The 21,620-nt window shown below is 33.6% G+C and carries 15 protein-coding genes; 1 reads left to right on the top strand and 14 read right to left on the bottom strand.

Going from position 1 to position 21,620, the window contains the following annotated elements; all coding sequences use genetic code 11:
* Positions 1 to 10: 10 nt before the first annotated feature.
* The 7 genes from ACFE3K_RS06210 to ACFE3K_RS06180 form a co-directional block, all read right to left on the bottom strand.
* On the bottom strand, positions 11 to 331 hold the full coding sequence (locus ACFE3K_RS06210) for a DciA family protein (protein WP_375358670.1): 321 nt from the start codon (positions 329 to 331) through the stop codon (positions 11 to 13).
* Positions 318 to 1,331, bottom strand: coding sequence for a UDP-phosphate alpha-N-acetylglucosaminyltransferase (locus ACFE3K_RS06205; protein ID WP_375358669.1), 1,014 nt, complete (start codon positions 1,329 to 1,331; stop codon positions 318 to 320). The genes ACFE3K_RS06210 and ACFE3K_RS06205 overlap by 14 nt, the downstream gene beginning before the upstream one ends.
* Entirely contained in the window at positions 1,328 to 1,729 is a 402-nt protein-coding gene (locus ACFE3K_RS06200; RefSeq protein ID WP_375358668.1) for a RadC family protein, read from the bottom strand. The genes ACFE3K_RS06205 and ACFE3K_RS06200 overlap by 4 nt, the downstream gene beginning before the upstream one ends.
* An 8-nt stretch (positions 1,730 to 1,737) precedes the next feature.
* The gene (locus tag ACFE3K_RS06195) at positions 1,738 to 2,328 is read right to left on the bottom strand and encodes an IS630 family transposase (RefSeq protein ID WP_375358667.1); all 591 of its coding nucleotides are present in this window, start codon (positions 2,326 to 2,328) and stop codon (positions 1,738 to 1,740) included.
* Positions 2,322 to 2,771: a helix-turn-helix domain-containing protein gene (locus ACFE3K_RS06190; RefSeq protein ID WP_375358519.1), complete on the bottom strand. Its 450-nt coding sequence runs from the start codon at positions 2,769 to 2,771 to the stop codon at positions 2,322 to 2,324. Before ACFE3K_RS06190 ends, ACFE3K_RS06195 begins: the two co-directional genes overlap by 7 nt.
* A gap of 66 nt (positions 2,772 to 2,837) precedes the next feature.
* A complete protein-coding gene (locus tag ACFE3K_RS06185) occupies positions 2,838 to 3,062 on the bottom strand; it encodes a hypothetical protein (RefSeq protein ID WP_375358666.1) in 225 nt (74 codons plus the stop codon).
* 37 nt (positions 3,063 to 3,099) lie between these two features.
* The gene (locus tag ACFE3K_RS06180) at positions 3,100 to 3,822 is read right to left on the bottom strand and encodes an alpha/beta hydrolase (RefSeq protein ID WP_375358665.1); all 723 of its coding nucleotides are present in this window, start codon (positions 3,820 to 3,822) and stop codon (positions 3,100 to 3,102) included.
* 269 nt (positions 3,823 to 4,091) lie between these two features.
* Here ACFE3K_RS06180 and ACFE3K_RS06175 point away from each other — a divergent pair, with 269 nt between their 5' ends.
* The gene (locus ACFE3K_RS06175) at positions 4,092 to 4,379 is read left to right on the top strand and encodes a hypothetical protein (protein WP_375358664.1); all 288 of its coding nucleotides are present in this window, start codon (positions 4,092 to 4,094) and stop codon (positions 4,377 to 4,379) included.
* Between the two features lie 188 nt (positions 4,380 to 4,567).
* Here the strand turns inward: ACFE3K_RS06175 and ACFE3K_RS06170 are convergent, their stop codons facing one another.
* From ACFE3K_RS06170 to ACFE3K_RS06140, 7 genes are all read right to left on the bottom strand, one after another.
* Positions 4,568 to 7,801, bottom strand: a complete 3,234-nt coding sequence (locus tag ACFE3K_RS06170) for a type IV secretion system protein (protein WP_375358663.1) — start codon at positions 7,799 to 7,801, stop codon at positions 4,568 to 4,570.
* Positions 7,802 to 7,828: 27 nt separating this feature from the next.
* On the bottom strand, positions 7,829 to 10,519 hold the full coding sequence (locus tag ACFE3K_RS06165; RefSeq protein ID WP_375358662.1) for a type IV secretion system protein: 2,691 nt from the start codon (positions 10,517 to 10,519) through the stop codon (positions 7,829 to 7,831).
* A gap of 44 nt (positions 10,520 to 10,563) precedes the next feature.
* Positions 10,564 to 13,506 carry a type IV secretion system protein gene (locus tag ACFE3K_RS06160; protein WP_375358661.1) on the bottom strand — a complete coding sequence of 981 codons (2,943 nt, stop codon included), beginning with the start codon at positions 13,504 to 13,506 and terminating at the stop codon, positions 10,564 to 10,566.
* Positions 13,507 to 13,521: 15 nt separating this feature from the next.
* Positions 13,522 to 15,603, bottom strand: a complete 2,082-nt coding sequence (locus tag ACFE3K_RS06155) for a type IV secretion system protein (protein ID WP_375359506.1) — start codon at positions 15,601 to 15,603, stop codon at positions 13,522 to 13,524.
* A gap of 268 nt (positions 15,604 to 15,871) precedes the next feature.
* Positions 15,872 to 18,832, bottom strand: a complete 2,961-nt coding sequence (locus tag ACFE3K_RS06150) for a type IV secretion system protein (RefSeq protein ID WP_410521672.1) — start codon at positions 18,830 to 18,832, stop codon at positions 15,872 to 15,874.
* 7 nt (positions 18,833 to 18,839) lie between these two features.
* On the bottom strand, positions 18,840 to 21,254 hold the full coding sequence (locus ACFE3K_RS06145; RefSeq protein ID WP_375359505.1) for a VirB4 family type IV secretion/conjugal transfer ATPase: 2,415 nt from the start codon (positions 21,252 to 21,254) through the stop codon (positions 18,840 to 18,842).
* Positions 21,255 to 21,286: 32 nt separating this feature from the next.
* Entirely contained in the window at positions 21,287 to 21,574 is a 288-nt protein-coding gene (locus ACFE3K_RS06140) for a VirB3 family type IV secretion system protein (protein ID WP_341747912.1), read from the bottom strand.
* Positions 21,575 to 21,620 lie beyond the last annotated feature (46 nt).

Here is a 21,620-nt window from a genome sequence, read left to right as displayed (position 1 = left end):
GAAGTCTATTCTAGTTATTTCTTGTAGCATATATTGTAGTTCTTAAACTATGTATGTTCTTAAAACCTAGATAAACGGAAATACGCTCAATAATTATCTGTTGGTGAAATGATATTTCTAAGGCGATGCTCGAATTTTCCACTTGTACATGTAAAATATTTATTCTCTGTCCTTTCTCTTTAGGGCTAGATATTTTTAAGGGGCTAGTTTTGCTACTAAATTTTGGTCCAACAATCTTACTCCAATTAATCATAATTTCTGCAAGCAATGGGTGCTGTTTACCAAAGATTCGTCTAATAATTATGTTGATGTCATGGCTAAGCGGTTTCATGGGCAAAATTAATTATTGTAACCATTACTACTAATATAGCAAAGATAATTGATAATAAAGGAAAGTACAGAGAAATGATTGATAATACCATAAGTAATATATTGCATATTATAATTCTACTCACTACTTCCTTATGACTTTTACCATTTCTGACTGCTTTTTGAAAAAAATGCTTTAAGTGAGGTTGCCAAATTTTCTCCTTATTCACTAGTCTAATCAGTATGGTTAATCCTCCATCTGCTAGGTAATATAAACTAGCAATAGATGAGGCAACAAACAAATGAACACTAGATGCTGAAATAAGTAGCAAACATAAACCTAATAAAAATCCTAAGCTTATACTACCTACGTCCCCTAGAAAGATTTTAGCAGGATGCCAGTTAAATATCAAAAAACCTATGGAACATGCTAAGATAATGATGTTAAGCACAATTATAAAATTTATATTTATTATTATATCAGATTTTAGATAACAAAGTATTAATATAGTGATCGATAAATGAATAGATTCAGCACCACTAATACCATCTATTCCATCAAGAAAATTATAAATATTTAAAAAGATAATCAATCCTATTATAGATAGCATAAAATCAATATATAAAGGTAATTCGTGATGAAATAATACTACTGGAAATAAAAATAGGAAAATGGCTATTGTAGAACAAATTATGTGAAAAATTAGTCTTACAAATATCGGAATGGAAATAAGATCATCTAAAAATGAAATGCTGGAAATGATCAGCAGTAAAGGTACAATTTTAATTGAGTTTATCAGAGTTTTTGTTGAAAAATATTCATAGGCGATAAGAGCAATTATTACCACTATAACTATCGCAAGTCCACCTCCTCTTGGTGTGATTCTACTATGTACTCTACGTAGATTTGGTATATCCACCACTCCAAAAGATGGAAGACTAGAAATCAATAGCCAAGTAAGAAAGCTTGTTGCTATAAAAGATAATAAAAACAAAAAACTATAATTAATAAAGTTACTCATAACAGCATATTAGATTTAAAACTGAAATATTCATTGGCTGTAATAATTACGTGGTCATGAACCGATATGTTCATATTAGCACAAGTTTCTACTATTTTGTGTGTTAGTTCAATATCAGTATTTGAAGGCTTACTAACACCACTTGGATGATGATGTACCAATATAATTGCACCAGCTTCATTAAATAAAGCTCTTTTAATTATTTCTCTTGGATATATTGTTGCCTGATCTATAGTGCCTTGACTTAAAATTTCATCAGCAATTAGGACATTCTTTTTATTTAAAAATAAGATACGAAATTGTTCTGTTTTCATGCTACCCATCGTTGCTTTTAGATAGTCTATTAGAACGTTCCAAGAACTAATTACATTTTGATTTATTACTTTTTGTTTTAGCATTCTGTTAGTTAGTTTACGTATAATACCAATTGCAATAATGAACACGGTGTATTTATCCAATCTCTATACATAATTGATTTTACTAAATCTACATTATGAGCAAGTTGATTCCAAGCGTAACAAGCCATAGTAACGATATCTTCATATACACCATAACATTGGTTAGACAAGAAATGATTTTTAATCCATTCCCAAACTTGTTCCATTGCATTAAGTTCCGGTGCATAGGGCGGAAGCGGTATCAAAGTGATATTGCTTGGCACAGTTAGTTTTTTGGCTGTGTGCCAACCTGCATTATCCGTTAGTAAAGCTATATGTCGGTTGCCTTGAATACTGCGAGAAAGCTCTTCTAAGAATTTATTCATTGCCTGTGTGTTTGCATATGGTAAAATTAATGCACAAGCTTCTCCTGTCTCATGGCAAGCAGCTCCGTAAATATATGTTGAAATAAATTGCTGTTGCCGAACTTTACGGGGTCTAGTGCCACGCTTAGCACATATACGAGTTAAGCTACCTTGTTGCCCAACTCTAGTTTCATCCTGAGACCATATATCAACTTTACATCTATCGATATTTTTTGCTAATAATTTTGTTAACATGTCTGGAAAGTTTTTTTATATCTATTTTGAGTCTCTTGATTTGATTTTGGATGCATTGAACGAGAAGTAATCCAGCTAAAACCAAGGCGGTGCATAGTATTGTAGACTGTTTTTAAAGCACATTTAGCACCATATTCCTCAACTAACATGATATGTAGCTCCTTTCCAGTTATATACCCACCAGTTTTACTTTCACTGAGCGTATTGATTTTATCAAAAATAGCAGACTCTTGTATACTGTTAATCTTCCTAGGGGCACCGCTTCTTTGTGATTCAAATAATCCTTCAAAACCATGATTCCTAAATCTTCTGAGCCATGATTGCACGGTTTTCCAGTGTGACTTCACTATTTCAGATATGGCTTTAAAAGATTTGCCTAATTGAAGGTGATACATCGCCAATAAACGTATACGATTTCGACCATGCGGCTCATGTTTCATCATTTTTATAAAATCATGACCTTCAAAACCTTGCGGTAATATTAACCTAGCTATTTGAGTACCTATTTATCAGTTAAAAACCCATTTTATAACACCGTGTTCATTATTGCAATTAGTATTAGAGTCTGATGGCTCTTGAGCAAGTGCTATCACGCTACTAGCAAGTTTTTCACATTTTTTAGAGATTCTATCATTTACAACTTGATCTTTACCATTTGACTCTGTCAGTTTTATTAAAGTTGTAAATAATTGGGTATGTAAAGATTGTTTAATTTCTTCTTGGTTTGTTGCCATAAAAATCTAACTCTTTATAATTAATTGTTAATTGCAGTTAATCTAAAAAAACCTTTTGTAGCGGTTTGTTTGCTAAATTTTCTTCAGTAAAAAAATCCTTCTTTAAATGCGTAACCTGATTATTCAATAACCTTAATTGTAAGTAATCATTAATTGCTTGGGTAAATTCACCAAGCTTGTTTCGAAAAAAATGATCAGCTCCTTGGATAATCTTATAATCGACAGTTATATGTTTTTGCTTAGATAATTTATCTACTAATTCAAGCACTGATTCTTCGGGTACAATACTATCATTGTCACCTTGTATTACAAAGCCAGAAATAGGGCATTGAGACAAGAACGAAAAATCATATTTATTCACTGGCGGAGATATCGCAATAAAATTATTAATCTCTGGTCTTCTCATGATCAGTTGCATGGCTATCCATGCTCCAAAAGAAAACCCCGCTATCAAATTTAGACTGCTAGTAGTATTGTTCAGTTGCAGCCAATCAAGTGCTGTTGCAGCATCAGTCATTTCGCCAATACCGTTATCAAACTCTCCCTGGGAACGTCCAACGCCCCTAAAATTAATTCTTAGTACTGTGAACCCATTAGCTACTAATGATTTATATATATTGTAAATCACTTTGTTATTCATAGTACCACCGTAAAGCGGATGTGGATGTAATAATAAAGCAAGGGGGGCTTTAGGATTACTAGATTTAGTATAAAGCCCTTCGATCCGACCGGCAGGACCATTAAAAAAAACGTTAGCCATAATTATAACATATAATATATCAATTTATATCGATCACTAAGACCAAAAAATAAAATTATAACATGCCATTTTATAGATTTCAAGATAACTATATGTTAGTAATGTTATAAGACTGGCTTTTAAACTTCCACTAGATATTAATTAGTGTTTCTGCTAGGATTCTTATTATTCAAATTTGTATGTTTAAATGACTATGAAGAATATATTAATTATTAAACTATTAATTTTATTATTTACGATTAAACCCGCTTTGGCACAGCCATTGTCAATTGATAGCATCTCCAAGTTACAACAATATTACCTATAATAAACCTTCAACCAATTATTTAATACCAAATAATTGGTTACTGCAAACACCAAATATTTGGGGTGCTACTTTAGAAGAATATGGAGAAGGGCTTACGCCAGTTGCAGATAACGTGATAGATGCACAATTTTTTGTCCCAACATGCCGTACTCAATCAGATTGTCGCGGAATCAGTACTTGTAAAACTGCTGATTTTACTTTGGATAATAGAACATTATGTTTAACAAATGCATATTGGTATTATACCTAAAAAATATATGCTATACTTAATGCTACAATTGTAGTGCTAACGTCAAAACGATGGAGCTACGGCGGGGATCTAAAAAAATCTCCTGGGGAAGAGGAGGTGTTTATATATTTAACCCCTGCGGGGTGACATAGTAGTGATTGGTAAGGGGTAAGAGACTATTATTTTGCACTCATTTTGCTTTGAAAAAGTTAATCATTTTTTTCATATTTAGGCATTTTAGCATTTAAGCGATATTGATTAATTCCATCAATGTGAGATATAACTTCTTTCTTAATAAGTTCTTTTCTTTCTTCTATTTTCTTTAGTACTGCTTTACTATACTCTAAAGATTGATTATCCCCATTAGCTTCAGCTTTCTCACGCATAATTTCATAATGTTCTTGTCTGCATGCATATTTATCGTTATCTATTAGTGTCTGCTCAATTCTATAAGCACTGTCAATCATATTACGAGTTTGAGTATCCGTTGCTTTTTCTCGCATGAATCGCTCGCCCATCAACACGGGATTCTCCCCCTTATCACCTTCACCTTTAGCTAAAGCATCATATATCTCAAAGGCAAGTTTTTTGTTAGATAGTTCTGCATAATATGCAATATCTGCTGTTCTACCCTGTAATTCAAGCTTGGTTAGATATTCAGGAGATGAAATATCTTCCTGAACAGCAATGGTTTCTTTATTGATTTTAGTTAGAAGTTCTTGATGTTCCAAAGATATTTGCTGATCCTTAAGTGATTCACTATGGGTTCTAAGTCTTGGATCATTATAATTAAAATCTTCCCACTCTGCTCCAGTTAAGTTACCCTCAAAAGCATCCCGTAAATCTTTACCAACAATAGCAGTAAGTGCTGCTCGTTTTAATCCTTCATAACCAGCATATATTCTCTCTCCTATATTTTTACGCTTCTTATCACGTAGCTCTCTCTTTTCATCAACACGCCGATTCATCTCTTGCCAACTTTTGAGAGGTGCTATATTTTTACCAAATAACCCTATTCCCCTTGCTGACATTGCTTGATGTGTATCCACATAAGCTTGCTGGAAATCTTGGGTAAACTTTGCATCACTCGCTAATTCTCGTAAAGTTTTACCATCTTTATTTTTCATTAAATCATTAAGTTCTTTCTTTTGCTCTTCGCTAAGAGAATCATATTTTTTACCTTCTCCAAATTTAAGAGCTGCTAAATGATCCCGAAGTTCTGCATAACTACTGCCAGTAAATTCTTTAACTTGTCCATCAGGTTTAATAGTTTCCATAACCTCGCTAATAGCCCTTTGATAATCACTTCCAGCTTTAACATTAACGTCTTTATAATCTATACCATAAGTTCTTTTTACTTCACTTAAAACACTAGATTTTACTGCTTTTGGGTCAAGTGCCTCTTGGGCTACACCTCCCATCATCCAATCTTCATACTGATCAGCAAAAAACATACTTGCCTTTTCAGTTACTTGATCTACCCTTTGCTTGACAGCACCGAAAGCATAATTTGCAGGTCTCTCTATTTGCTGTTGAATAGGGGCAAAAGCAGCTTGTCCAATTGCTTGTAAATTTGTTAGATTACCTGAGGTGCTAGATAAGAATTTAGCACTTGAAACAGCTATATCATTAAATTTACTTAGTAAATAAACACATACAAAAATTAACAATAATCCATCCAGCTGAACAAAGTGACCACTGAAAAAATTATCAATTCTTCTTACATCTTGGACTAAATCTAAAAATGGTAATTCAACATATCTTTCTTCGGTACATTGATAAGCTAAACATAGGTTGCCATCAGGCGAGCCATCATCGATGCGATGATCAACAGGCACTAATATATTAGCCTTTGTTTTAGAAAATTTGCCAGCTTTCATTGGAGATGGAAACCACCAATAAAATATTGAGTCTCCAAGACTAGTGTCTAGATCTTCATTCATACTACCAAATATGTCATTTATCGGACCTAAATTTGGGAAGTCATACTTACATACTCCAAAACCAAGTGAAGAATATATTTCTGTTCTGATAATCATTGAAATAAAAGCAATACCAGTAAATAATATAATTGGTTGTAGTGCATAGGAAATCAGCTGTCTTAACCAGTTTTCAAACAATGAACGCGTGATACCAAATAACATAAAGCAAATGAATATTGGAGCCATTATGATAATCATCCCAACGGTTATCAGTGCCGTAAGATATATAATAGTAGCCTTAAATACCATCATGAAGATAAAATAAAGGGCTATCAAGAATAAAATTATATATATAAATCCTAACGGATCGACAAATAGTAATGAAAATAATTTTGCCATAGTTTGCGGGGCTATCATTAAACCTATAATACTCCAAGACCCAGGTCCGGTAGCCGCTGTTTCTTTAATTATTCGTAATATTTCCTCTACCCCTTCCATAAAAAACACGAATAAGTAATCATGAAAAAATTGCCAGCTACTAGTTGAACTAAGTAACGTAGATACTATACTAACTTTTACTATTCTAATTATTAATTCAGTATGTGTGAGATTAACATTGCCAATCAGGAAAGAAAACCCTGTAAACATAATATACAAAGTTAATAGAGCCGAAACAGATACACGATACCCTGGTGTTTTAATAATACCCTCGTAAATTGACCTAACTAGCCCATGATTCTTACCATCACCAAATAACTCAGCTTTTATTAAATTCGTTAAAAATTCAATAGGGTCAGGTCTAGTGTCAGTGACCCCAGATTTAATAACTACACGATACTGACCATTATTATCATCATAAAATTTATCTAAAATCTTAAAATATAATGGGCATTGAACGTATTTAACTTTATCCTCACCTTCATATTGATAACTTATTCCTCCAGCTTTTACTAATTCCCCTCTTTTATTAAGATCATAAAGTTCATAACCAACAATAGGTTCACCAAGGTGGGCGGTAATGCCATAGGGTGTACGCTGTGTATCCAAAGAGAGATTAGGATTTTTATCATGCTCAGCAATTAACATGTATAGCCCTACACCATTTTTAAATAAACACGGTGCATTACTAATTTTGGCATCCTTACTACTAGTACACATCCTGCCATCTATAAATTGGCATATTTGTAGTCTCTTACAAAATTCAGATAAAGTATTGGTATTCTTTTCTTGACCATACCACGCACTCCAAGCTGATAATTCTGTAGAGTTGTTTTTATCTCCTTTAGAATAATCCCAAGTTTTTACCAATATAGTAAGTGGTTGACCATTTACATTATATCCAGTATTGATCCAAGGAGCTGTTTGATTATCTTGTTGTTGTCCGCTTAACTCTTCTTTTTTATATCTTGAAGAAATTACAAATTTTATAAAGCCAAAATCATCTGCATCAATGCACCTATCGCCAGTACATCCTGAAAGGCACAACATAGAAATTAATAAAATAGCAAAAATATTCTTCATTTATCAAAACCTAGGCTTAAATAGTAATTATTCCTTTTTATTAGATCCACCATCTGCTTCACCACCAGTGTCTAAATCATTTCTTGAGGCAAATATTTTGCCAGTATATTCTTTCTTGCCGTCAAGATCACTTTTCCTAGCTTTATAATTTTGATCTATCACCTTATCTTTAAATATTCTAGCTGGAGCACAAGCTATATCCTTGACTGGTCTTGCCACAGATTCCATATCCTGCATAATAGATTTTGTAGAATTATCAGGTCTTTGGAAATCACCCTCTTGTCTTGCAGGTGTTACGTTGGTCAATTGAGCAACTACTATAGTCACATAATCGACGAGTCCATAACACATTAGGCAATAAGCATAGAATAACAAGCTACTGGTAAATATTACCAAGAATGTCCTGGTAGAATTGAATAAATCCTGTGCATTATTAATTTCCGTAACATCCGGTGTAAAGAAAGGTATCCCAGGTAAAAATGGTAATTTAAACGAAAAATTAATCGGCATGTTCATATGCGTTAAATCTAATCCTATCTCTATTGGGATGAACGTACTATCCCAACATGCTCTTACCACAATTTTTAAAAGTTGTTCAGACATCACCTGATCTATTAATAGAAAAAATATTAATAATATGGTTGGTTGCATCATGTAACTAAATAAAGTAGATAACCAGTTATCGAAAATGCTTTTTGTCTTCTCAAATAGTACCAAAATTATGAATAGTGGTGCTAAAGATATCATAACCGCAAGACTAATATATGCTATAACGTAACCTATGATAACTTCCAAAATAGCTCTAAAATAAAGCGTCAGAGAATAAATAGTTATGATAGCAACAAAAGTAAGACCATTATGGATTTGGAGTAATTGTATAAATAAAAGCCCCCAAAATCTGCCATTGGTATATTTATCAAATATTGGATCAATAAAACCAAAAATGTTAACTGTAGAACTAGTAAGCCCTACTACATTGGTCATTAGATAGTCAGTACCCTTAATAAAGGCATTAAATAAGTAATTATTGAAAAAGTTCCAACTATCATCTCCTATTAGTATTACTATCAAAGTTATTTTTATAATTCTTGTTAATAAGTCTTTGGCAGTTATTTGAATAGCCCCCGCTAAAAAGGTTAAAGCATATATTATTACGTAAAGAATCAATGCAGCTTTTATGATTCGGTGTAATGTTACATTTTTAGTTAGTTTAGTATAAAAATTCATAGTAAATTTATGAAACTCATCGGTAATAGGTTTAACTGCCCCGTTATATACAATATCTGAAAACCAAGTACTCCCCGTATAATTAGCATAATTTACCTTAATTAACCCCATTACCTCTTTATTAGGATTCTTTACTCTAACCCATAAATAGCCATCTTTGTCAGCATCAGTTGCAAAATCTTGGTTGATTTGTGTACCCACTAGCGATGCAAGTGGTGTCCCACCATCTTTCATTATTACATATTCAACTTCTATGTCTTTTTGTTGTGCATCACTAATACTCTTATCACCATTACCTATTTCCACCATCATAATGTAGCGTCCAAAATGTAAAAAACTACTACTTAAGTCTACAGCTGGGCTACTAATATAAGAACTAAGTTTATTAATATCTGAAAAAGCTCCAATCCAATCACTCATTAAAGGTTTGTCTAGGGAGGTAAACATGCCTTGGATTGGCCAATCAGTTAAAAAATCTAAATCTCCAGCAATATCAGATTTATAATATAAGAAACTCTTTTTTAGAAATTTAGAATATACAAAACTTTCCGCTTCTCTCTTTATAATCTGGTTATTTACTAGTATCCTCATCCCTCTCCCTTGATCATAGAAGCACACTGGAGAGTTATCTTTATCATTAGAAAAATCAGGACAAATTTTAATAATCTGTTGTATAGAACCTTGGGTTAACGGTTTACCAACTAATACTAACTTATCTAAAGCCTTATATTTGGTACTTGCTCCAGTACCCTGACACACTTTATCCCTTGAGGGGTCAATAGAATAACACAATTTTTCTGCAGTTGAATATAGTATTTTATTATCAAGGTTGCTATTTGTATAAAGTGACGGAATTCCTAACATGTTATTGTCAAGCTCTGACTTTAAAAAATCTTCGTCAGTAGCTACACTAAAAAAATCTCCTGCTCCTGCAAGAGTTATATTTATTACATCACCTTTTTCTACCCGAATTTTCTGACGATTTTCAACAAAATTAAAATAGTCTACATAATTCTGCATTTTGCTAAATGCTAGACTTATATAATCTTTAGTTGGATCAGTTGCCTTAAATTTAGGAAAATTAGTAGCTTCATACTTTTTAGTTAAATGATTAAAAGTTTTAATAAATATTTGTGGTCTATTGAACCTTGGATCTATACGGTACATCACTCGGTATTTTCTTGGACTACCTACAGCTCCACTAGTACTCCAGTCAAACTTAATGGCTTTATCTTTTTTGACATAGTTACCAGTAGAATTCCATTCATTTGGTTTTGTAAGGTCTAAAGAAATGCTACCTTCTTGAAAACTATTGAATTTTGGTACTTCTAGACATGCTGAAAATAGAGCTGCAAGTCCACTTAAACTCGAACTCATCCAATCAAATTTAGCATCTTTCTCACTATCATCAGCTTTGACAGGATTACAGGCTAATAGAACTACTAAGGCAATAAACAGTTGCCCTTTAAATAGAAAATCTATCAACAACATTAGATACCTGAAATTTTTCATCCTATTCACTTCATTTTCAGTTATTACTTTGGATTCACATTAGAATCACTTTCATTACCACTACCACTCTCAACACCACTTCTTGGATTCTGATCCTTATTATTACCATCACTATCCTTGGTATCACCTTTTGACCTAGCTTTATTCCCTTTATCAATTGCTTTATTCCTATCTTTTAATCTACCGGCAGCTTCTTTCTTAATTGTATCTCTAGATGCCTGATCTAAAGCAACCTTTTTTAAAGCTCCTTGTTCCATTGCCGATGACATCGCATGTCCCATGGATGTTGCAGAAGGTCCAGCGGTACTAGTCAACTTTGCCACCATTTTTCCAGAAAATTCAACATAACCATACATTCCATAAGCAATCATAATTAATGCAATATAATGTTGCATATTCAAACCCATCATGCCAGAACGAGAATCCATTCCCCAAGGTACAAACCAATTGATACAAAAAATCTCTAAATTAGAGAAAATCGCAGGAAGACCTGGGATAGCAGGAAATGGAACTTTTATAGGTAAAGCACATTTCCAACACACACTATAACCAGTTGCAAAATCCAAATAAATTGTAAATAACTGAGTAAGTATAATAATTCCTGCCATTAAAATTACTGGCTCTATCATATATCTAAAAGTAAACCTCACCCAATTATCAAATAAATATCTAGTGAAATCAAATAGCATAAACGTAAGAAACAATGGAGCTACACCAATTAATATAGCGATTGCCATAAATGCCATAATATAAACTGCCACGGCTCGAAGAGCGGTGATGATTACTATCATTGTAGCAATAAATACTATAACAAAATAAATCAATCCACTAAGACCCATAGAGATTAAAGAAAGCACTTGACCAGCAAAAGTTTTACTGAACAATATTTTACTCATTAATGCATCTAGGAACATGAAAGGATTTGTTATCTTATTCGTCGATGAAAACATGCTATAACCACTCATATTGGAGAGAATTCCATCTGAAAAATTAGTTACAAAATCAAATATATAATTATTGAAAAATTCAAAAGTACTTGCATTCATTAACCCACTAACTATAGCGATTTTTACTATCCTAATTACCAAATCCTGTTGGTTGATTTTGACCATACCTAATAAAAACATTGCTCCGTATGACATAACGTAAAGAATTAATACGGCTTTTATATAGTTAAAAAAGTTAGTGCAAGTAGTAACTCCCCCACCATAGCAAGTCATATTCTTAAAAATCGTCACAGCTGCATTCTTGATTTTGCCTTTTAATAACTCAAATAAAGGGGTTAAAATATTTAAAGTAAAACTACCAACTTTTTCTGAGGTAAAGAATTGTACTTGGTATCTACCATAACTTTCTTTATAATCCTCTTGTTTATTGTAAATTCTCATCCATAGATATCCATTGGCATTCGCAGTAATTTTTGCATTGCCGTCTGCATCATCCACTTTAATATTACTAGTGCTATAAATTGTACCAGTTTTATTAGGATTTTCACTATATGGCATTATTAAATACTGCACTTTACCGCGATTATACGTAACATCATTAAAACTATTACCATTACTTCTCCGACATTTGGTCTGTTTAATATTTAATACATAACCACCTGTATTTTTACTATAGTCGTCATATTCTGACCATAAACGATATTGTAAATAGCTCTTTGCCTTACCAGCTAGAGTCCCGTTATAAATGATTTGATATTTAATATTAGCAGCTCTACTATTATTTATTGGATCATAATCTTTGTTTCCAGCAATTATTTTAGCAAATTCATAGCCTGTCCCTAAAGATTTTGCATTAGTTGGAGTCTCACTGTTATCCATTCTATATAACAGACCTGTTGGACCATCGGCAGAGTACCAAAAATATCTTTTATTTTGGTATTCTCCTTCTATGTAAGCTTTATCTTTAATGCTATGATCAACATCAGGACATCTACGAGATGAAGCACTAGAATTGTTAGAACATTCAGGGTAGAAATTAGTAAATAGCTTATTAGTATCGTCACTCCAAGGAGACGTAAAAAAACCATCTTCCTTATAAGGCTCTGGTGCTACCCCCATCACATTAGCCCAAAAAGGTCCCTGATCACATGTTGTTTTCCAGTAACTTCCTACATGCAATAGATCTATGTTACAAACAGTCGAGGGCAATTTCCAGTCATATGGCTTACTCCAACACACCTCATGTGGATTAATATTAACACAATCATTCGGATTGTTACAATTTGCCGGCCACTTACAACCACTAACATACTGCCCGGAATATATCGAGTATCTACCACATAATGGACTATATGTGCTTTTGCCTTCTGAACAATCTGCTGTCTCTATAAAATTTTTAAATTCACCATCTTGCTTAACAAGCTTAAAGATATTTTTTACACTAGCCATATTATTTGGCAAATCCGGCAATTTCTTGTGATCCGGTGAAACTGATATTATGACCTTATCGTTAATAAACAATTCAGCTATATTTCGCCATTCATCAGTTTTAGCATCAAAAATTAAGGATAGCGGTTCTACATTAGTTTCTTCAACCCTAGGAATGGCAACTTTGTTACCATTGTCATCCAAATCTGAAAGCTGTTGAATATTATTCTTTGGTACATAAGCCCTGCAAAGGCTTATATTACCGTCTATTTTAAACTTAATCTCCTGTTCATTTGTAACAGCTAGGTTAGTATTTAACCATTCTCCATAATGTTTAGGATCATACTCAGTTGCAATTGAACCATCTGGTTTTGTTGTGGTAGTAACAGTATAGTTTGCTGTTGCGTTAAGCATGATTGTATTAGTAATACGATCAGTAGTACTACCTCCTTTTGCGTCTTCATCATATCTAAGGAGACAACCGTTGGTAATTTTTACTGACCCTATCATCCCAAGTAATACCATAACAACGCTAACCACTAAAGCCGCTATGCCTAATACCATTATGAGTTTTGATAAATTTCCTTTCATACAATAATATCCAAGTTAACCACCACCACCACTCATACCACCACCTCCTCCAGAACCCATACCACCGTCGCTACCGCCACCACTAGAACCTGCCATACCTTCAGCTTTGCCACTACTATCACCACCACCTGAATCTTTTGCTTCTTCTCCTCCTTTTCTTGGTTTTTCTAAAGGATTTTTCTGCGGTGGTTTTCCACCGGAGCTTTGTGCAGCATCGGCAATAAATTCTGCCCCCTTCTTAACCATATCAACTATCTTAGTAGGACTAGCTGTTACAGAATCCATGATAGGACCACCAGTAAGCTCGGCAGCAAACTGACTAATTGATTTTGAAAAATAATAAAAAATAATTGAAAAAATTAATACATAAAGTAAGTCTACTAACAGTGATACGACATCTACAACAATTGATTTAATTGGAAAAAGACTTAAAAGATGCTTCTCCCAACCTTCCCCTGAATAATATCGCAATAATTTATATCCAGCACTATTTTTACAATCATCAGTATTAGCATTTGGTAATCTAAGCTCAAAAGTACTAAACTGAACATCACTGCTATACGTATAGTCATGCCTCATAAACTCACAATTCTTGTATATTGCCGAATCATACATAGTAAGTAACAAGGCAATAAAACCAGCCACCACTGCGGGTTGCACTGCACAAGATATACAAATTTTTAGCCATGCATCAAAATATGCTTTGGTTCTAGTAAATAAAACCATAGGAATAAATATAGGAGAAATATAGGTCATGACATATATGGTAACTAGACATACTAAGTAGTGTGTTATAAAATATAAAATTATTGAAACAAATATTACAGAAAATATTATTCCAGATGCTACTATTATTATTTGTCCAGATAATAATAGACCAAACATTACAGTAAGAAATCTGAATCCTCCCACTTTCCTCAATGCATCCGGAGCTTCATTTCCAGGTTTTTTAAAGTTTACAGGATTATTTTTATTTTTGCCCGGCACACTTCTACTAGGAATACCGTTTAAAACGGATTCTGTGTTATAATATAGTCCCATACCCAAATAATAACCTATCCTGCAATCAACAGCATCCCAAAGTGCATAAAACTTATACCCATCTTTATACTTACTAGTATCGTACTCACATAATCCTCGAGAGCCACCAGCATTAAAAACTATTTGGGCAAATTGTGGAGTAAGCTCCGTGAGTAATGGTAAACCATACTGAAGCATACCATTTTCGGTAGTTTCCTTTCCAGCTTTAAAATATACTGGTCCAAGACCTGTAGCAAAATAAGTGACAACTATTAGCTTCATAACAAAAGATGCTATTTTATCTAAATTACCATATTCTTTGCTTAAAATCATATTAACAGCAAAAAACATAACATATAATATTAACGCCGCCCTAATAGATATTTTCAAAGATTCTTGGAAGGTTGAGAAAGGATTAAGGGCAGTCAAACTAATCTGATCATTTTTTGGATCACAGCTACTATAACGAAAAAAAACTTTATCTAGAGTTTCCTTTACACAATCTACAGCTAAGCCAGAAAAATTAAGTAATGACTGACTCCTTGTAGTACCCATATAACAAGTTTTACCTATATTCCGGCATTGTTCGTTTGGTGGTGCTATCGGAGCTGGTGTGGTAGTATTTTTACAAGCTAGTGGAAGTTGTCCTTTTGAGGTAGCCATAACTAGGCACAATCTTTTATCGACAATTTTTACTGTTAAAATAATATCTTTTAATAAAGTATTTCCACCTAAATCAGGATTATTATCAGTGCTTAACTCACTAAGACGCTTAGAATCATTTAAATTAAGAGTAATAACTTTACACTCTATAGGACTACCATCTTTATTTCTTAAACAGAATTTAAATTGTGGGTCAGTTGCATCACACCCATTAGGAGTACCGGTCATATCAATACTATATAGAAGATGCCCGTAAGCTGTGTTTTGTCTTAAATAATTATCTACTGCAAATGAAACTGATGGACACGGATCTCCAAAACCAGCAAAAACTTTGCTTGAGAAAAGTACCAAACAACATTGTATAAAAACTTTTATGACTTTACCAAATGTACAAGTTTTAAGTAGGTATAACAGCCCTAAGGTATCATTTCTGTTGCCCTTAATGTCATCCCTGCGAAGGCAGGAATCTAAAAAAGTAAAATAACTAAAGCTGTTATTAGATACCTGCTTACGCAGCGACGACGACATCACCCCTAACAAGCATGATATCACCCTTGACATCGTCATTCCCGTGTAGGCAAGAATCCAATAAATAGCCTGAAAGGCTGTTAAATAGTATAGATTTTTGCCCACATAACATCGAGAACTATTATACCTACTTAAATTTGTACAGTTGGTGACTTTATGAATTTTCATCAGAGCTATCTTTTTTTACATTAGTTCTAGCAGTTGTAGTTTTCTTAGCTGGTCTAGTTTTAAGATAGCTTTCCTTCCTAACTTTTTCCTCACGATTTTTTATTTCTTGTTTAATGTCACCAGCCTTTCCAGCTTGCACCGTAGAATCCTCAAGTCCTCCCAAAGTTTTAGAGAGTAACTCATGGGTCTTTTGCTCTTTTAGTAATTCCTTAGCAGGACTTGATTTCTCTAATGTCCTTCCTAATTCTTGTGTATTTGTTGTAGCTATCTGTGGTGATCTATTAACAAAATCCTCTATTTCTACTATTTTATTAGTTGGAGGTAGCATAGGTTCGTCAATAGTCTGCAAATTAGCCCTTGATTCCCTTGAAGAACCTCCTGCATTTGAAGAACTCGATTCAGATACACCAGCTGCAATAGATTCTGCTATATGACGGGTTGGAGAGATAGGAAGTCCACCACCACCTAGAGACTTACCACCACCTCCTCCTGTTGTTGATACAGTATCTCTAGATGAACCACTGGTGTCTAAGCTATCTTCTGCTGATTCACCACCAGTAGCTTTAGTATCTTCGGCTGATCCACCTCCACCACCCATATCCTTAGTAGCACCTCCAGCACCTCTAGCTGCTTTATCAGCCGCCTGCATTTTACCAGCAGCTCCAAGAGCAGCCATACCAGCTTTGTATATTGCTTGTGGATGTATGGCAACACCACTAAGAGGGACACCTTCAGTCATATCAGCTGCAAACTCTGCTAATTGGCTACTAAAGTGATACATTAAATACAAAGTAAAGCAGGCAGTAATTAAAGCTAGAGCGATATCCTTAATTTTTTCAAACACTAATTTGGGTGATACAAAGAACATACCGGGTCCCATAATAATGCCCTGCAAAAATTGGTATTTAGATAAATGATCGCTTGTACTACCACTACCTGGTTTTTCTTTCACTATTTCATTTAGGTTATCTTTGGCAAAATCAAAAACTGTTGCTAGTGGATTATTAAGCATATAACCTAGGCTATTTTTACAGCTTTTGGCATCATCTATACCTTTACTTTCATCTTTCGCATATTCATTCCAATTATTATTAACAAAAAATATTTTTACATGCCTTTTTCCATCTCCCCCACTTTCTATACTATTTTGTATAGTTTTACTTGTATATTTACAGTGACCATAAAAACCGAAATCATAAACTGAAAACATCATAATCAGAAAGGTTACCACTACCATAGGTTGTAGCAAAAATGATATTAATAACTTTACCCATGATTCAAAGTAACCACGAGTATATTCAAATAAAAACATTGGCACAAAAAGAGGAGCTAAAACACCTAATATTACTATAGATATCATGCACATCACTGTAGCATTCACCATAAAAGCTCCAACAGAAATCACTAATAAAGGATAGGACAGTGCCAAGGATACTAGAGTCATGTTACCTGAAATAATAGCAGGAATCAGTAAATATACATAAGGTGGGGCTGAAAAACTAAAAAAGTCAAAACTCTTGAAATCATGATTTTTATATTGATTTTCTACCAGTAAAGTTGAGAGAATATCTAATCCCAAATAATGACTTATTCGACAATCTAATGCATCCCACAAGGGCATATAAGAAAGATTTTTATCGACGTAATCTTTGGGATCAAATTTACACAAATTTGATGGAGAAGAATTCATAACCCAACCACCAAGCGTATCTATTCCTCCTAATAATAAAGGAAAAGCCCATTGCACCATACCATCTAGTCGATTATAGTCAGAACCACTACCAGGGGTAATGTTTATACCTACAGAGAAATAGGTCACAAATAACATTTTTAATATAAAATTAATTATTTCATTTTTGGGTGGAATTTCACTAGAAAGTATGATTTTAAAACCAAAGAAAATTACATATATAGTTAATAAAGCAGTAACAGTCCTGTGCATATTACGTTGGAATTGAAATAATACACTACTCTCCCTTGTACTGGAATTAATCACTTTATTAACATCATCGAATGTACAAACCTCTTTACTGATCAGTAATCTTGCTGTCATTTCCTTAATACATTCGATTAATGGTGAAGAAATGACTATAGCTGTCTTAGAGTTATTATAAGCCCTTTGGTAACAACTAGAAGATGACAAGCCGCAATCAACTATTGCCATTGGGTCAGTAGCGGTATTAGGACCTTTCTTAGTGCCACCATCAAGACTCATAAAAGTCGCATAGATCGATTCAGGGTAAGGTTCTCTAATATACTTACAGCCAACTGGTACCCAATTTGCTAATATAGTAGGAGCAGCCACACACATGGTATCTTTTATTTTTACTACTTTAAAAATAACTGGTATAGGTACGTCCAACATTACACTAGAATAACCATCTTTTGTGTCCTTATAAATAGTATGAAATGCTGCTTTATTGCTCTTCCATGCTTCCATAATCTCTTCCCACGGATCAGAACCGGTTAGTACGGCTTTAGCGATGGCAAGAGCAGAAATGGCTACTGCCTGCACTCTAACAGCTGCTAGCTTAACATTATTACAAAATGCAAAGGTTAATTTAGGGTCATTTGGATCAATTTTATTATTTCTTGCACATTGTCCTCCAGGGTAATCTCCATCAAATAATTCATGGTCATTTATTTTAAGACGTAGCATGGTATTTGCATATAATCCTGGCGAAATTATATTAGCAACAGCAAAGGTAAAAAATGATGCCGGTATACAAGTGTGAGAAAATTCTGTACGTAATAAATCACCAATACCTTGAGTTTCACAGGTCAAACCTGAAAGAATATCAATTATAGTATCTAAAGTATCTTTTTGTTTTGGTTCTTCTGCATAACTATTATGGATAATAGTAAAATTTAGTAGACTGCATAGCACTACTATTTTAGCAAATATTTTTGTCCCACTAAGTAAATTTTTTATAAAATTATAATGCATAAATTAACTAAAGTGATTTTACTTCCTCATAAAATACCGGTAACCATTTCTCAGGATCATTACCATATTTCTCTCTAATCCGATCTAACAATAACACTGTTTCAACCCGACCAGAAAGAACATTGATAATATCAGTCATACCATCTAAACTTATTTTTGCAACAACTGCATCTACCCCCTGTTTTATTAAGAAATAACGCGATGTTGGATCTGTAGTTTTTATCAAAATATATTCACGTTGACTAAGCATAAAAGCACTACGATAAATATCAGTTGCCTTAAGGTTTGGTAAGAATATTTGTGTTGCAGTTTGTTGGATCAAGGTATCACTAATCCTGCTTTTAGCTGCATCTTCAACACTTTGGGTAGCAAAAATTACAAAAGTATTTAACTTACGCAAAACCTTTAGCCAGTCCTTAATTTTGGGAGCAAATACTGGATTATCAATCAAAGCCCACGCCTCATCAAGAACTATCATAGTTCTTTGACCATCTAAAGAAATACTAATCCTATGGAAAATATATAGTAGCACAGGAGCAAGACTAACTGGATCTTTTAACAGTTCGGTCATATCAAAGCCAAATACTCGAGCTTGCTGCAAATTAATATTATCTGCCTCATTATCAAATATTCTAGCATGAGAGCCTTTACCAACCCACATAGCAATCCTGCCTGCTAAGCTATTAGGACCATCTATGCCTAAAAATGCTACAACATTTTTTAATCTTCTATCTTTTTTCTCTAACTTAAAATTACCACTTACTGCTTGTGATAAAATCTTATTATCTTCTGATGATAACGACTCTCCATTAGAAGTCACCAATACTTTAAGCCATTCTAATATAAATGTTCTATTCTCCCCAGTATCATCAAGTTGCAAAGGATTAAAGTTACATTCTCCTCCTGGATCAATTGTGGTATAAATCCCATTAAGTGATCTAATAAATATTTCAGCACCGTGGTTTTTATCAAAGAAAAACATTCTAGGTTTAAATTTTTGTGCTTGTGCACATAAAAAATTCATTAATACTGTTTTACCAGCACCAGTTGGACCAATGATCAGAGTATGCCCAACATCTCTAACATGAAAACTGAAATAAAAAGGTGTTCCCGAGGTAGTATCGAGTACAGTTACATATTCTCCCCAGTGATTATTAAAAACCTTACCTAATGGATAATTGTGCATAGATGCAAAACTAGCCATGTTTAAAGTATTTATAGTCGCACCCCTTACTATATAATCCATATTTCCAGGAAGCTGCCCCCAATAACTTGGTTCCATATTAATTCTTTCTCTAACAGGTTGAATTCCAGAATTGGAGAGTTCAACAGAAGCCATAGATAGGGTATCCTCAAGGGATTTTAAATTACTATCAGAGCATAGAAGCGAAAAATGATGCTCTCCAAAACCAATATCACCACTGGTAGCCATATCAAGTGCTCGAGAGATTTCAGCAATTTGTGATACAGCTTTATCCCCTGCTTGAATCATTCTATTTTGTTGTAGTTGCATTTTGCTAATCGCCACTGTCCTATTAGCAAAAACAAAACTTTGGGTCATTACAAACTCAAAAGGCATTTGTAAAAATCCGTCAAAAATTCCAGCTGACGTAGATGGTCCATACTCTAAAATACTTAATATACCGGCGTATCTTCTACCCTTTGGACCACGTGCTTCTATAGCTCTAGAACCAAAAAACAATCTATGAGTGGGGAGATATTGGTCTATTGAATTTCTTGGAACGGCCATTTGCATTGAAGATCCACAATTCACCAAAGTACCCAAGAATTCCATAATATCACAACAATAGCCACTATTTGACTTGCGTACGCCAAGTAACCTCGCCGAATAACTATGGAATGTATTAACTACTCTTGAGGACATTTCTCGCAAACTATCCTGCATATCTCGCATGTCATTTTCCCAAGCTGATTTATCAGACTTTTGCATCAGCTTTTTAATGAAATATTCGATTATAGCAAGCCCAGCTTTATCTGGTCTATAAAGAATACTAACATATAATTCATTAAAAAACGACCTAGAACCTGCATGTTTCTTACGCCATTCATTTGATAAATAAGTTGTGAAATCATTAGGTACTTTTATGGTAGGGTCAGAGGTATATTCAAGCCCATCAAAAATCACTGGTTTGCGTCTCCTGATCGTGTGGAAATACATCACAATATTACCTGATGACATATTTTTAAGTAACGAATTCCTGATATTTTTTTTAATATCTAAATCTTCATCATCGGCTGTTTCAAAGGAGAAACCACCTACTTTTACTACTTGTAATAATTCATTATTTTTAGTTAAAATAGTATTACTATCCCAATGGCATTTATAAGGAATAAAATGAGAAGTAGGTTTTTCTTTCCTAGATCTCGACTCTTTGGCTGTTTTTGTTACAGATAATTTTATCATTTTGTCATTTTATACTTTGCTCATAAAATCTAGATACCATATGAATTCGCTCCATAGAATGATTTATTAGGACACTGACTACATTTAGAAGATTTATTTAAAAGCAATTCTATAAATCTTGGTTCTTTAAAACATATTACATACCCTATCATATGAATCACAAAAGCAACAAGCAAATTCATAACACTATTACTTTGAATAAATAATGACATAGATATAATCATATTAAGTGCTGCAAATTTTATACTCACACCAAATATCATTGCAGGTCTTGTTAAACCGACAAATAACGGGTCTGATACTAAACTGCCTGACATAAATTACCTCTCTTTTGCTTTTTTACCAAAAATTAAATCTATAACT

Source organism: Candidatus Tisiphia endosymbiont of Neophilaenus lineatus (assembly GCF_964264975.1).
Classification (GTDB): Bacteria; Pseudomonadota; Alphaproteobacteria; order Rickettsiales; family Rickettsiaceae; genus Tisiphia.
The sequence above is the reverse complement of the archived record's forward strand: the minus strand, read 5'-3'. Positions and strand labels throughout refer to the sequence as shown.